This is a genomic window from Bacteroides fragilis, assembly GCF_019583405.1.
Lineage (GTDB): Bacteria > Bacteroidota > Bacteroidia > Bacteroidales > Bacteroidaceae > Bacteroides > Bacteroides fragilis_B.
Genome location: NZ_SZUU01000004.1, coordinates 18,360 through 31,736 on the forward strand (window position 1 = coordinate 18,360; position 13,377 = coordinate 31,736).

Here is a 13,377-nt window from a genome sequence, read left to right on the forward strand (position 1 = left end):
AATTATGAAGATGAAAACTATATATCTTTGGTTGCTGACTGCAATCGTATTGTGTGGCTGTAGCGATTTCCTGGATCGGGAACCTAAAACCAATCTTTCACCTGCCAGCTTCTGGAAGTCGGAAAGCGATTTGAGACTGGCCACCAATGTGTTTTATCAGAATATGAATCGTTCGTATACATTAGATAACCAGAGTGCGGACGGTTTTGCTAACGTGAGCAATCAAGTCAGTTCGGGAACTCAGAGTCCGGGCAATACAGATGCTATCTGGACTGCGGCGTATAAGCAAATCCGGAATGCCAATAATTTTCTGGAGAATTATCAGAATGCCGAAGTTTCGGATGCCGTCAAGAACCGTTATGCCGGTGAAGCCCGGTTCTTCAGAGCCTATTTCTATTTTAATTTAGTGAAGCGTTTTGGCGATGTTCCCTATGTACTGAGCACGCTCGATATGGACTCGGAAGAATTGATGGGCCCCCGCACTCCTAAAGAACAAGTGATTGCAGGTATCATCGAAGACCTTGAATTTGCGGAGACCCACATTCCGCTGAAAAGCAAATTGTCTACCGACGTGGGACGACTGACCAAGGGAGCCGCCCAGGCAATGCTTGCCCGTGTGGCGCTCTATTGCGGCACGAGAAATAAGTTCCACGGTGACGGAGAGTATAAGAAATATCTTCAGATAGCCAAAGAAGCCAGTAAACGGCTGATTGACACGAAAGAATATTCTTTGTATAAAGATTACCGCGATCTGTTCCTGCTGCCCGGAGAAGACTCAGACGAGCACATTCTTTCATATCGTTATTCTGCTGAGGCTGATACATACAATTCCCGTATCCGCGCTACGATAGCCGATCCCTCTCACACCCCTACCAAAGTGCTGGCCGATGCATTTCTCTGTAAAGACGGGCTTCCTGTGGAGAAGTCTGCTTATAAAGTAGAATATCTGCCTGCCGGTAAGGAGTTTGAGAACCGCGACCCGCGTATGGCACTTACTCTTTGGAAACCGGGAGATCCGTTCTTGGGAAAACCGTTTGTACCCAACCTTTCGAGCCAGACACGTACCGGATACATGTTCAAGAAGTATGGTGACGAAGAATCTTACTCGAATATGAAGTCGCGGATTGATGAAATACTGATTCGTTATGCCGAAGTGTTGCTTATCTATGCTGAGGCCTGTTTTGAACTGGAAGATAAGATCTCGGATGCCGACCTGAACCTTTCCGTCAACCGGCTCCGTGCCCGTTTCGAAGGTCATCCCGACCAATTGCCTGCCTTGACCAATGCTTTTGTAGAACAGCACGGTTTGAGCATGCGCGAAGAGATCCGCCGGGAACGCAGGGTGGAACTGGCTGCCGAATCGTTCCGTTACGATGACATTATCCGCTGGAAAACAGCCGAATCGGAATTACCGGTAGCCATCTTGGGTGCGAAGTTTGACTCGGCGCTCTATCCGACAACTATACCGGGAAAAGACGTAACTTTGGATAAGAACGGCTTTTTGTTGGTGCAGAAAGCTGAAAGTCGTACATTTGATGTTTCGAAACACTATCTCTTCCCATTGCCGCTTCGTGAGGTATCATTGAATCCGGCATTAGAGCAGAACCCGGGGTGGTGAGGCCGGATGACTGATATCGAGGATATATTCCATAAATAAAAAAGTATGTAATGAAAACAAATCGAGCTTTTAAAGAAATTTGTGTGTTAGGCGGCTTGGCATATTCCATTTGCGGAGTGGCTCAGGAACGTCCGAATATTATTGTTTTTCTGGTTGATGATATGGGACTGATGGATACTTCCGTCCCCTTTCTGACAGATGAAAATGGGCAGCCGACGCGCCATCCCCTGAATGACTGGTATCATACTCCGAATATGGAAAGACTGGCTAAACAAGGTATTTGTTTTTCTACTTTTTATGCGCAAAGTGTAAGTTCCCCTTCCAGAGCTTCAATTATGACCGGACAAAATGCGACAAGGCACGGTGTCACCAACTGGATTAATGCCGAAAGTAATAACCGGACTCCTTTCGGGCCACCCGAATGGAACTGGAAAGGTCTCAGGGAAGATATGCCCACTATGCCGAAAGTTTTGCAGCAGGCCGGGTATAAAACCATCCATGTCGGAAAGGCACATTTTGGTTGTATGGGTAGCGAAGGAGAGAATCCGCTGCATCTTGGTTTTGATGTAAATATCGCCGGTTCCGGCATAGGACATCCCGGCAGCTATTATGGCGAATGGGGATATGGGCATATCAAGGGGCAAAAGGCAAGGGCGGTTCCCGACCTGGAAAAGTATCATGGGACGGACATCTTTCTAAGTGAGGCTCTGACGATAGAAGCGAACCGGGAGATAACCAAGGCGGTAGAAGAAAAGCGTCCTTTTTATCTGAATATGGCTCATTATGCGGTCCATGCGCCTTTTCAGGCAGATAAACGCTTTTTGTCACGGTATACCGATCCGGATAAGAGCGAACAGGCAAGGGCGTTTGCTACTTTAATAGAAGGCATGGATAAATCCTTGGGGGATATTATGGACCAACTTGAGAAGTTGGGAATTGCCGAAAATACCTTGATCTTCTTTTTAGGAGATAATGGTGGCGACGCCCCTCTGGGCGATGAATGCGGATATGGCTCTTCTGCTCCGTTGAGAGGGAAAAAAGGTACGGAGTTCGAGGGAGGCATGCGTGTTCCTTTTATTGCGGGATGGGCAAAGCCTGAGAAAGAGAGTAAAGTGCAGAAGCGTTTACCGATTGAAGCGGGAGGTATGCAGACACAGTTGGGGACAATAATGGATATTTATCCGACAGTGCTGGCCGTGGCCGGATGTAAAGCTCCTCAGGGCTATGCGATAGATGGATTCGACCTCAAAAAGCAATTAAGCGGTAAGGTAAACCGGAGGCGTCCCGAGTCTTTCTTGATGCACTTTCCGCATGCTCACCGTGGCAACTACTTTACGACATATCGTATGGGGGACTGGAAACTGATTTATTATTATCTTCCCGAGACCCCGCAACAACCGAAGGCTCTGCTTTACAATCTGAAGGATGATCCTGAAGAAAGGAATGAACTATCTTCTGCGTATCCCGATAAGTGTAAAGAGATGATCCGGAAAATGTCTGATCAGTTGGTAAAGGAAGGAGCTCTTTATCCGGTAGATAAGCAAGGAAATGAACTGAAGCCCTTTGTCTACTTCTGACAAGTGAAGGTTTACTGATACATCAAGAGGGTGTGTCGAGACTCACATTTTTTCGACGCACCCTCTTTTTTGTTACAAACTGTATGTGTATCCGCTTCTTTAAGAAAGCGATGACGGTGCATAACCGGATGTGGTCAGCGCAACACCACCCGGTCGCCCAGGCGTTTGGCCATCAAGTTCTGTATTTCCTTCATCTCCTTATACCGTTGCATGACGGCGTCACATTGAGCGTTGTCATTGGCTATCGCAGGATCTTGCAGCGCATACATGATGTGTTTCAGTTCTTCTGCCACGATGGCATTCTTGAAGTTGATCATCAGCATCGGGACCATCTCGTACAAACGCTCTTCGTCCGTTACCAGCTTTTGTGTTTTCGAGTGATATTTACTCAGTTGATACCGGTCGCTTGCCAGTTCGGTGGCTATTGTGCTGATAGCCGGATCGGGGTGCGCCACAAAGAAACGTTCGGAGGCGAACTCCTGTTTGCGGATATGTTCGGCGGCTTCCGAGAGGATACGGCGGTGCAGCGGGTTATGGAAAGCCAGTTCGTCTTCTTTCAGGTCGTTGATGACATACTCCACCACTGTGACCGGTACTTCGTTCCCCTCTTCATCCGTTAGGTTGCACATCACCCTTTCGCCGTAGCGGATGATCATCTGGATGATAAGGCGTTCGTATTTGTAGAACTCCTGTCCCTCTTTGCCCTCCTGGGGGATAAACGACTGGTAGGTATCGATTTCTGCCTCTTCCGGCGGAAATGGAGGGGGTATCTCGCCTGCTTCCGGTACCGGAGCATGGTTGGCGACGGCCGGTTTATTCCCTTTCTCGGCCTGAAGTTCACGGCGCTTGGCCACTTCCGAAACCAACAGTTTGTCTTCTATCCGCAATAACTGTCCGCACTCTTTGATATAAACATCCCTGACGATGGCTTCCGGAATGACCGCGATGCTGCGTACGATGTCGTTTATCAGTTCCGCCCGTTTCATCGGATCTTTGCCCGCATCCTCCATCAGGAGTTGTGCCTTGAAACGTATAAAGTCCGTTTCGTGTTCCTGTATAAAGTTCTGGAATTCCGTAGCGTTGTGTTTCCTTGCAAAAGAGTCCGGGTCGTCACCGTCGGGCAAGAGGCATACTTTGATGTTCATTCCCTCTTCGAGCAACATGTCTATACCCCGGATCGACGCTTTGATTCCCGCCATGTCGCCGTCATAGAGCACGGTGATATTGTTGGTGAAACGGTGAATCAGCCGGATCTGTCCCGGTGTCAGGGACGTACCGGAAGAGGCCACTACGTTTTCCACCCCCGACTGGTGCATCGAGATCACGTCTGTATATCCTTCCACAAGGAAGCAGCGGTCCTGCTTTACGATGGCCTGTTTGGCAAAGTAGATGCCGTAAAGTTCGTTGCTTTTATGATAAATTTCCGACTCCGGAGAGTTAACATACTTGGCGAGTTTCTTGTTTTCCGTACTGAGCACACGCCCGCCGAACGCAACCACTTTGCCCGAAAGCGTGTGGACCGGGAACATGACGCGTCCCCAGAAGCGGTCACGCAGTTTATGGTCATCCGTCTCATAGCAAAGCCCCGTCTTTACGAGAAACTCTTTTTTGAAGCCTTTGCGCATCGCCTCCTGTGCCAGAGCGTCACGCCCTTCGGTGCTGAACCCCAGTTGGAATTTGTCGATAATATCATCACGGAAGCCTCGCTGGCGGAAGTAAGCCAGTCCGATGCTGCGTCCGTCTACGTGGTTTTTCAGGATGTTCTGGAAATAGTCGCGGGCGAAGTTGTTGACAATGAACATACTTTCTCGGTTGCTCTGCACCTCTTTCTCTTCATTGGTCAGCTCCCGTTCCTTGATTTCTATATTATATTTCTTGGCCAGATAGCGGAGTGCTTCGGGGTAGGACATCTGTTCGTGCTCCATGATAAAGTGCACCGCGTTGCCGCCCTTACCGCAACTGAAGCATTTGCAAAGTCCCTTTGAGGGAGACACGCTGAACGAGGGTGTTTTCTCGTTATGGAAAGGGCAAAGTCCCACGTAGTTCACACCGCGTTTGCGCAGCGTGACGAAATCCGAAACCACTTCTACGATTTGTGCGGCATCGAGTATACGGTCTATGGTTGCCTGGTCTATCATTGTTTTATCTCCTTGCGGATGCAAATGTACGTGATATTTCTTGGATAATCAAATGGCTTTTCAGTGGATTCGGCAAGCCGTGCCGATTTATCGGATATTTGCTTTATGTCGCAAATACGGATTGTTTTGCATTAAAAAGTCAGCCAATAAGGCTTTTGTCTGGCGGATGCCCGATTGTTTTTGATCCAACGGGAGGAAGAAAAAGGAAATCGGCGGGCTTTTTCGGTTGGAGAGCCGGGCTTTTGAGGGGACAGAGCCTTTGTCCGGGGTGAAAAGAGCCTTTGTTTTCCGAAAAAGACGGTTGCATTTGCTCCGAAAGACGTAAGCATTTTCCGAAAATGATTACTTCTTTTTCAAATATCTCTATATGTTTTTCATAATTACATATATTGTTCCGTTTAAGATCCTGGTTTTCCCTGTTTTTCTCTCTGGTTGCTTGCCCGTCCCGGAACTTCCTTTTCTGCCAGAAAGGTACTCTCGTCACTCCTGAGTGGATAATATGATACAGGAAGAGCTCTTTTCTGCTCAATATGCTTCTTATATCGATAAATGCGATCAATCGGATCGGAGGAAAAATGAATTAGAGCCGTTTTTTCCTTCTTGCCTTTCCCTCGGGACTAAAGAATGAAAACTGAGCGTTTCTTATTATCATTTTGACATTTTGCTTCTTCCTGATCGGTATACCTTAGGGACATCAAGAGGCATTCAGGGAAATAGTTAAAATCGTCGAGATAAGATTATCATTGAAGAAAATTAGAACAGGTTCTTGCCCTTTCTAAAAAAGATTTATCTTTGTACAAACTACAATATAATTCTTTATGCAGAAGAAAATAACAAACCAATTACGTAACCTATTCCTGTTTCGCAGTCTGATACTGTTTGTTCTTTTATCAGTACTTCCGGTATCTGCTATACGCGCTCAATTTGCTCCCGATATATTTCAAATGACAGAGGGCTATCACTATTTGTCCAACCTGCTCGATCCTCACTATAAGGCAGACGGAACTATCGATTATTATGCATTAGGGCATGTGTTGCGTCTTCACCATGTCAATAATCAGGACGGTAAACCCGAAAAAGTGGTTATAGGCATGTGGGATAAATATGACAACGATTGGGAAACGTTTCAGGAGAAAAAATACATTTATGCCAATGGTAGGCTGAAAGAAGAGCAGGTGTGGCAGCACAAGAAGCTGACAAATGACAATGACTATCCGAAGTTGATGGCAAAAAGCCTGCATTATTTTGATGAGGCGGAAAGAAAGGATAGTGTATTTACTACTACCATGCGTTTGGATCTCGGTACTACCAAATGCGATACCTTTGCGGTGGTGAATTGTTTGAACGTGAACGATATGCCTGATTCCTCACGGACATACAGGGCAACTAACGGTACTTTGAATCTTGTAGGCAGAAGTGCTATCACCTATAAGAAAGAGAAGCCTGTTTTGATAATGACCGAATCTTATTGGAGAATAGGTGAGAGGATAGAGTCTGCCGATGGCACGATAGGAATTCTCGTGGAGGATGATGAACTTAAAGATGAGTTGCTCGTGCAAAGGCAATATGTATGTATTAAATATTCCCGCTCCGGTTGTGAATACACCTATATGTATGAAGACAAAGATAACCGCCCTTATATGCGGCAAAACATCAGGCTGGACTCCGAAGGAAGAATCTGCGGGGTGGATGTTTCGGTTGCCGACACGGCTTCCGTGTTGCATGCCGAATATAAGTATGACAACCGACAACGCACCTCTGTACACAAAGTGATAAACCCGGAAGCTTTGGAAAGCATGGCAGGATTGGAGAGTATAAAGAGCATGCTTGGAGGCGGAGGGTTGATGTATGATGTAACTTATACGGATGACGGAACACAGAGAATTGATTATTATCTATGGAACAAGGAAGCCGGAAAGTTCGTTAATCAGCGGACTGCCCGGTTGAAGTATACGCCTACCGGAAAGGTAGCCATGTCACAAACAGACTCCTATTATAAAGGTGAATTGGAGGACAAAGAAAAGTATGTGAAGACCTATAACGAGAAAGACCGACTTGTCCTGACTCTTTCTTATGATTGGGATGAAGAGAAAAACGATTGGGAACAATGGACGAAGTATGTATATGATTACGATGAATGGGGCAATAAAATCCAGTCACAATACTATCAAAACTCTTACGGGGAGGGTTGGAATGGCTGCGATAATATGGAGTGGACTTATGATGATAAGGGGCGTGTGCTTTCGGAGATAAGTTACGATTGGAGTAAGGACCATTGGGTGGGGCAGTATAAAACTGTATGGACGTACTCTCCCAGTGGGAAGATAACATCCGAAAAGAAGTATGTTTGGGACGATGATTATCAGAAAGATTGGGAGAAGCGTACTTATTATACCATCTCTTACGATGAGAATGACAGCATACAGAATAAAACTGTTTATGAACCTTATCCTATAGAAACGTCGGAATCGTTTCGTTATTGGAAGAGCAAGTGGATGCCGGAGAAGGCATCGGAGTTTGCATACCTTCCGAATGAGAAACAAGAAACCACTTATTATTGGAAAAATGAGGTGCGCATCCCTAACCGTTTATATAAATCCTATGCTGCGGCAGACTCTACATCGGAAAGCACCCTTAAGTGGAACCGGGATAAAAACAAATGGGAAAACGACTGGGCAGATATAGAATATACCAAAGGAGACAGTATCAAGGTAAAGGAAAGATATAATACGCTAAACGAATTTGATATTTTTGCCGGTTATACAAAAAAAGTCAAGCGCATGGATTTGCCTTTCGATTATTCGGATGAAACCCACTACACATGGGACTTTGATAAAAAAGATTGGGTGCCTTTCGAACGGTATGAAAGTCATTTCGATAAGGGAAAAGGCTATGTATACACAACCGAGTTTTATGACAAGGCCACCGGAACGTGGAAAATAAGACCGAAAGAGGATGAAGAAGAATAGAAGGTTGAAAAAGGTAGTAGTTTGCTCTATTCAACTGTTGATTCGCACAAATAATTGATGATTATGAAAAAGTATTTGTTTTGTTTAATGGTAGGCATTACGCTTGTTATGGCATGTAGTAATGAGGATGCCGATGGTGGTTGTTATGAAAATTGGAGCAGTGAAAACAAACCGGCTTGGTTACAAGATAAAGTAAATGATATTGTTCGTAAGGAATCCGGAAGCAGCTCTTACTATCTTCAATTGATAATGAGTGCCTATTCTTACAAGTATAAAAACAATATATATGTTGCCGTTCAATATGCCGGAATATTGGGTGACAAAGTTGTGCAAAATATTGAGTATTATACAAGTACTGGTGCCAAGGTAACTTCCGAAAAGGTTCGGAAAGCATATGATAATTCCGAGTCTGTTTTGTTATGGACCAATCGATTGGGAGATAAAGAGCTTAAAATAACCGGAGTGATGCTTGGCGGTGTTGGAAATCCCACGTGGTTACAGGCTGAAATAGAACGCTTATCGGATAAGAAGATTTTGAATATAGGTATTTATTCCATAGAGTATGGCTCCAATACGTATGTGGCTGTTAAGCATCTCATATTAAATGAGAAAAACGAGATAGAAAGTCGTGTGGTATATTATTCCGACGGTGGCGACTGCATTGAAACTTCAGATATGGTATTTCAAGAATTGGATAAATTGTTTAATCACGGAACTAACCTAAACTTATTATGGAACGTCTTTTTAGAATACAACAGTAGCTATTGCCCTTAACGTAAAAAAAGTAAGAAGGGGAGCAAGAAGAGTTAATTCTCTCTTCCTGCCCCCCTCAATCACATTTAGATGTAAATTTGAGCGTGTGTCGAACCCACCACAGAGGACACAGAGTAACATAGAGTGATTTTTAAGTTATTGACTATCCATATTCTTATTCTGTGATAATCCGTGTAATCTGTGGTAAAAAGAGTTTTGGCACGGCTCCTTATTTAATCTTTTCCCGTATCTTCGTCAGGTACTTTTTCATTCCCTCCGCATCTTTGTTGGTGATGATCTCAAGCAGTTGTTTCAGCTCTGTGCGGATGTTCTCTACCTGTGACGGTGTGCGCGGATTGAACAGGATTTCCTGCAATAAGTAATCATCTTCGCTCAAAAGCCCTTTTGCAATAGCCATGTGCTTCTTGAATGTGGTTCCCGGTGCCTCCTGATGTTTCATAACAGCTGCGAAAACAAACGTCGAAACAAACGGGATGGACAAGGAGTAAGCCACTGTTTCATCATGCTCGTCGAAGGTATACTCAAAAATATTCAGGTTCAGGCTGTTGTATAAGTCTTTAAAGAATACTTTCCCCAAATGATCGCTCTCACTGATGATGATGGCGCTTTCGCTGCTCAGATTGCTCAGGCTGGCAAAAGTAGGGCCGAACATCGGGTGAGTGGAGACATAACGGAATCCGCTTTCTTCGTAGAACTTCTTCAGTCCGGTTTTCACCGAAGCGATATCACTCAGGATACAGTCTTTGGGCAAAACAGGCAGAATTTTGCGGAAAGCGTCCAGCGTATACTTCACTGTGGCAGCATTGATCACCAGTTCCGGTTCGAACTCCTTGATCTCCTCCAATGTTGTGAAGCGATACGTGTTGTACACAAACCGAAGCTGATGCGGGTTGACGTCGAACACGGCCGTCTCGTGCTGGAAACTTAGTATGTCAGTAAAGAAGGAGCCCATCTTGCCGGCTCCCAAAATTAGAATTCGCATAATATGAATGATTTGCTATTTATTGATAATCTCCATCTGTTGACGAACCGATTCTTCGTGGATGGCTTCGAAGATCACTTTCACAAACTCTGCACTCATGCCGCACTGTTCGCCCTGAGCACCGCGTTTCTCAAGAATCTCGTTATAACGTCCGGTCTGAAGCACTGTGATGTCGTGTTCTTTTTTGTAAGTACCGATTTCGCGTGCTACGCGCATACGTTTTGCCAATTCCTGTATGATGTTATCATCGCATTCGTCAATCTGTTTACGCAGTACGTTCAGGTTCTCCGTTGTCTGTGTCTCTTTACGGATGACGAGCAGGTTGAGGATGTAGTCCAGTACGTCCGGAGTTACTTGTTGTGAAGCGTCGCTCCATGCACAGTCCGGGTTGCAATGGCTTTCTACAATCAATCCGTCAAAGTTCAGGTCCATAGCCTGCTGGCAGAGAGGAGCTACCAGTTCGCGCTTTCCTCCGATGTGGCTCGGGTCGCAGAAGATAGGCAGTTCGGGGATGCGGCGGCGCAACTCGATAGGAATGTGCCATTGCGGCAGGTTGCGGTATAGCTTCTTGTCGTAGCTGCTGAAGCCGCGATGAATGGCTCCCAGACGTTTCAGTCCGGCGTTGTTGATACGTTCCAGAGCACCGATCCATAATTCCAGATCCGGATTTACCGGGTTCTTCACCAGCACAGGGATGTCTACACCTTTCAGTGCGTCTGCTATTTCCTGTACGGCAAACGGATTGGCGGTGGTACGGGCACCTACCCACAACACGTCGATGCCCGCTTTCAGGCATTCGTATACGTGCTTGGCTGTAGCCACTTCGGTAGATACGTACATGCCGGTCTCTTTCTTCACCTCTTTCAGCCAGGCGAGGCCTTCTACGCCGATACCTTCGAAACCTCCCGGTTTGGTGCGCGGTTTCCAGATTCCCGCACGGAAGATTTTTACTCCTTTGGCTGCCAGTTGTGTGGCGGTTGACATTACTTGCTCTTCTGTTTCGGCACTGCAAGGGCCGGCTATCACCATCGGGCGTTTATCTTCCACACCCGGCAATAAGATTGATTCGAGTTCCATATCGATCTAATTCGTTTAGTTGTTATTTCATTATTAATTTGATTCTTTCCAGTGCTTCTGCCAACTTGGCGTCTTTGCAGCAGAGAGAGATGCGGATGTATCTCGCTCCGTTGCTTCCGAAAATAAATCCCGGAGTGATGAAGACGCATGCCTCCTGTAGCACTTTCTCTGTCAGTTCTTCTACATCGGCGCAACTTGCGGGGATTTTTCCCCAGAGAAACATGCCCACCTGCTTTTCGTCGTACGTGCATCCTAACGTTTTCATAATCTCTCCGGCCAGGTGGCGACGGTTCCGATAGTTTATATTGTTGCCTTCGTACCAGGTCGAATCCGCTTCGAGTGCTTTGGCAGCTGCCAGTTGCATGGCACGGAACATTCCGCTGTCGATGTTGCTTTTCACCTTCAGAATCCATTGTACAAACTCTGCGTTCGAAGCTAACATACCGATACGCCATCCCGGCATATTGTGACTTTTACTCATAGAGTTGAATTCGATACAGCATTCTTTGGCACCCGGCACACTCAGGATACTGATCGGCTTATCGTTCAGGATAAAGCTGTACGGATTGTCGTTCACAATCACGATGTTCTTGCGGCGGGCAAACTCCACCAGGCGTTCGTAAAGTTCCGGTGTGGCATTGGCACCGGTCGGCATATTCGGATAGTTGGTCCACATCAGTTTCACGCGGCTCAGATCCATCTTTTCCAGTTCATCGAAGTCCGGCATCCATCCGTCCTCTTCTTTGAGGTTATAGTTCACCACCTCGGCACCCAGTATTTTGCTTAACGAAGTGTAGGTGGGATATCCCGGATTGGGTACCAGTACCTGTTCGCCCGGATTGACAAAAGCGAGTGTCACGTGCAAGATGCCTTCTTTCGATCCGATCAGCGGCTGAATTTCTGTTGCCGGATTCAGTTCCACTCCATACCAGCGTTTATACCAGTCGGCAAAACCCTTGCGAAGTTCCGGTATGCCCACATACGGTTGATAGCCGTGTCCGTTCGGGTCGTGAGCATTGTTACACAGCGTTTCGATGGTCTGCTCCGAAGGGGGCATGTCCGGGCTTCCGATTCCCAGGCTGATTACGTCTTTACCTTCTGCATTCATCCGTGCCACTTCTTTCAGTTTCTTCGAAAAGTAGTATTCGCTTACACCGCCCAGTCTGTCGGCCGGCGCTACCTTATACGTTTGATTTTCCTTCTGCATATTCGCCTAATATTTTAAGTTCTTTCGTCAATGGAGTGATTGCTGTAATCGATTGTTTGTATCTCAGATAATCGTTGAAAGCCACATCTACGTAGAACTGGTATTCCCATTCCCGTCCGATGATAGGGAGCGATTGTATTTTTGTTAAGTTGATATTATAAAAAGATAAGATAGACAGAACCTGTGAGAGGCTTCCTTCGGAGTGGGGGAGAGTGAAAACGATGTTTGCTTTGTTGAGAACGGTGTTTTGTTTTCGTATCTCGTCCACCTGCCATGGATCTGCCACTACCAGAAAACGGGTGAAATTGTGTTTGTTCGTTTCTATGCCTTCTTGTAGTACTTTCATTCCGTACCGTTCGGCGGCGGCACGGGAACAGATGGCGGCATGTCCTTTCAGGTTTTCCCGTTTGATGATTTCAGCACTCAAGGCTGTATCTTCGGCTTCTACCACTTTGATACGCGGGTGTTGGTTCAGGAATTCCCGGCATTGCATCAGGGCGATCGGGTGTGAGTTCACTTCGGTGATGTCATTCCAGTCCTCTTCGGGCAGGCAAACGAAGCTGTGCGAAATGCGTAATTTGTATTCGCCGATAATTTGCGTGCCGCTTTGGCGCAACAGTTCGTTGTTGTGCAGCAGGCTTCCTGCAATCGTGTTTTCAATGGCCAGCATCCCGATTGTCTGACTATCTTTCCGGATGGCAGCAAACACATCTTCAAAGTTGGCGCAACAGATTAATTCTATCTCTTCTCCTTCGAAGTACTTGTGTGCGGCTATATCGTGATACGAGCCCAGTGTTCCTTGAATTGCTATTCTTTTCATTCCTAATTGAGTATATGGTATAAAAAAATCCCGCGTCCATGTCGGAGCGGGATTCATATTATTAGTTTCTCTTAATCTCAGTTCTTAAGCACCCTGTCACTTGATACATACAAACTCCCGCTCTACTTTCTGGCTAAAGTAAAAGTAAAAAAAGAAGTAATATGTAAAAGTGAATACGTTCATAACGTTTTGCTTTATTTCTTTGTTTCAGGGGA

The 13,377-nt window shown here is 46.0% G+C and carries 9 protein-coding genes; 4 read left to right on the forward strand and 5 right to left on the reverse strand.

Translation table 11 applies throughout. The features are described 5' to 3' along the window. Window positions 1-10: 10 nt before the first annotated feature. Together FDF36_RS10190 and FDF36_RS10195 are read left to right on the forward strand one after the other, a co-directional pair. Window positions 11-1,618 (forward strand): RagB/SusD family nutrient uptake outer membrane protein, encoded by a 1,608-nt coding sequence (locus FDF36_RS10190; RefSeq protein ID WP_032538101.1) that lies wholly within the window; start codon window positions 11-13, stop codon window positions 1,616-1,618. 50 nt (window positions 1,619-1,668) lie between these two features. Continuing rightward, window positions 1,669-3,195 carry a sulfatase gene (locus FDF36_RS10195; RefSeq protein WP_220391268.1) on the forward strand — a complete coding sequence of 509 codons (1,527 nt, stop codon included), beginning with the start codon at window positions 1,669-1,671 and terminating at the stop codon, window positions 3,193-3,195. Between the two features lie 134 nt (window positions 3,196-3,329). Here FDF36_RS10195 and dnaG read toward each other — a convergent pair whose 3' ends face one another. Next, window positions 3,330-5,333 carry a DNA primase gene (gene dnaG / locus FDF36_RS10200; RefSeq protein WP_220391269.1) on the reverse strand — a complete coding sequence of 668 codons (2,004 nt, stop codon included), beginning with the start codon at window positions 5,331-5,333 and terminating at the stop codon, window positions 3,330-3,332. Window positions 5,334-6,151: 818 nt separating this feature from the next. On the opposite strand from dnaG, the gene FDF36_RS10205 reads away from it, so the two are divergent. Both FDF36_RS10205 and FDF36_RS10210 read left to right on the forward strand, forming a co-directional pair. Then, window positions 6,152-8,302: a hypothetical protein gene (locus tag FDF36_RS10205; RefSeq protein WP_220391270.1), complete on the forward strand. Its 2,151-nt coding sequence runs from the start codon at window positions 6,152-6,154 to the stop codon at window positions 8,300-8,302. Between the two features lie 63 nt (window positions 8,303-8,365). Then, entirely contained in the window at window positions 8,366-9,076 is a 711-nt protein-coding gene (locus tag FDF36_RS10210; protein WP_193684168.1) for a hypothetical protein, read from the forward strand. A gap of 208 nt (window positions 9,077-9,284) precedes the next feature. Here FDF36_RS10210 and FDF36_RS10215 read toward each other — a convergent pair whose 3' ends face one another. From FDF36_RS10215 to FDF36_RS10230, 4 genes are read right to left on the reverse strand one after another with little or no spacing between them, the layout of a single operon-like run. Beyond that, window positions 9,285-10,058, reverse strand: coding sequence for a prephenate dehydrogenase (locus tag FDF36_RS10215; protein WP_005791104.1), 774 nt, complete (start codon window positions 10,056-10,058; stop codon window positions 9,285-9,287). Between the two features lie 15 nt (window positions 10,059-10,073). After that, window positions 10,074-11,135: a bifunctional 3-deoxy-7-phosphoheptulonate synthase/chorismate mutase type II gene (locus tag FDF36_RS10220; protein WP_005781590.1), complete on the reverse strand. Its 1,062-nt coding sequence runs from the start codon at window positions 11,133-11,135 to the stop codon at window positions 10,074-10,076. 22 nt (window positions 11,136-11,157) lie between these two features. Continuing rightward, window positions 11,158-12,342 (reverse strand): pyridoxal phosphate-dependent aminotransferase, encoded by a 1,185-nt coding sequence (locus FDF36_RS10225; protein ID WP_220391271.1) that lies wholly within the window; start codon window positions 12,340-12,342, stop codon window positions 11,158-11,160. Beyond that, window positions 12,317-13,162 (reverse strand): prephenate dehydratase, encoded by an 846-nt coding sequence (locus tag FDF36_RS10230; RefSeq protein WP_010993542.1) that lies wholly within the window; start codon window positions 13,160-13,162, stop codon window positions 12,317-12,319. The genes FDF36_RS10225 and FDF36_RS10230 overlap by 26 nt, the downstream gene beginning before the upstream one ends. Between the last annotated feature and the right edge of the window lie 215 nt (window positions 13,163-13,377).

Bases quoted from the DNA above. Each gene is read 5' to 3' on its own strand.
- FDF36_RS10190 (WP_032538101.1), top strand. From the start codon at position 11: ATGAAAACTATATATCTTTGGTTGCTGACTGCAATCGTATTGTGTGGC.
- FDF36_RS10195 (WP_220391268.1), top strand. From the start codon at position 1,669: ATGAAAACAAATCGAGCTTTTAAAGAAATTTGTGTGTTAGGCGGCTTG.
- dnaG (WP_220391269.1), bottom strand. From the start codon at position 5,333: ATGATAGACCAGGCAACCATAGACCGTATACTCGATGCCGCACAAATC.
- FDF36_RS10205 (WP_220391270.1), top strand. From the start codon at position 6,152: ATGCAGAAGAAAATAACAAACCAATTACGTAACCTATTCCTGTTTCGC.
- FDF36_RS10210 (WP_193684168.1), top strand. From the start codon at position 8,366: ATGAAAAAGTATTTGTTTTGTTTAATGGTAGGCATTACGCTTGTTATG.
- FDF36_RS10215 (WP_005791104.1), bottom strand. From the start codon at position 10,058: ATGCGAATTCTAATTTTGGGAGCCGGCAAGATGGGCTCCTTCTTTACT.
- FDF36_RS10220 (WP_005781590.1), bottom strand. From the start codon at position 11,135: ATGGAACTCGAATCAATCTTATTGCCGGGTGTGGAAGATAAACGCCCG.
- FDF36_RS10225 (WP_220391271.1), bottom strand. From the start codon at position 12,342: ATGCAGAAGGAAAATCAAACGTATAAGGTAGCGCCGGCCGACAGACTG.
- FDF36_RS10230 (WP_010993542.1), bottom strand. From the start codon at position 13,162: ATGAAAAGAATAGCAATTCAAGGAACACTGGGCTCGTATCACGATATA.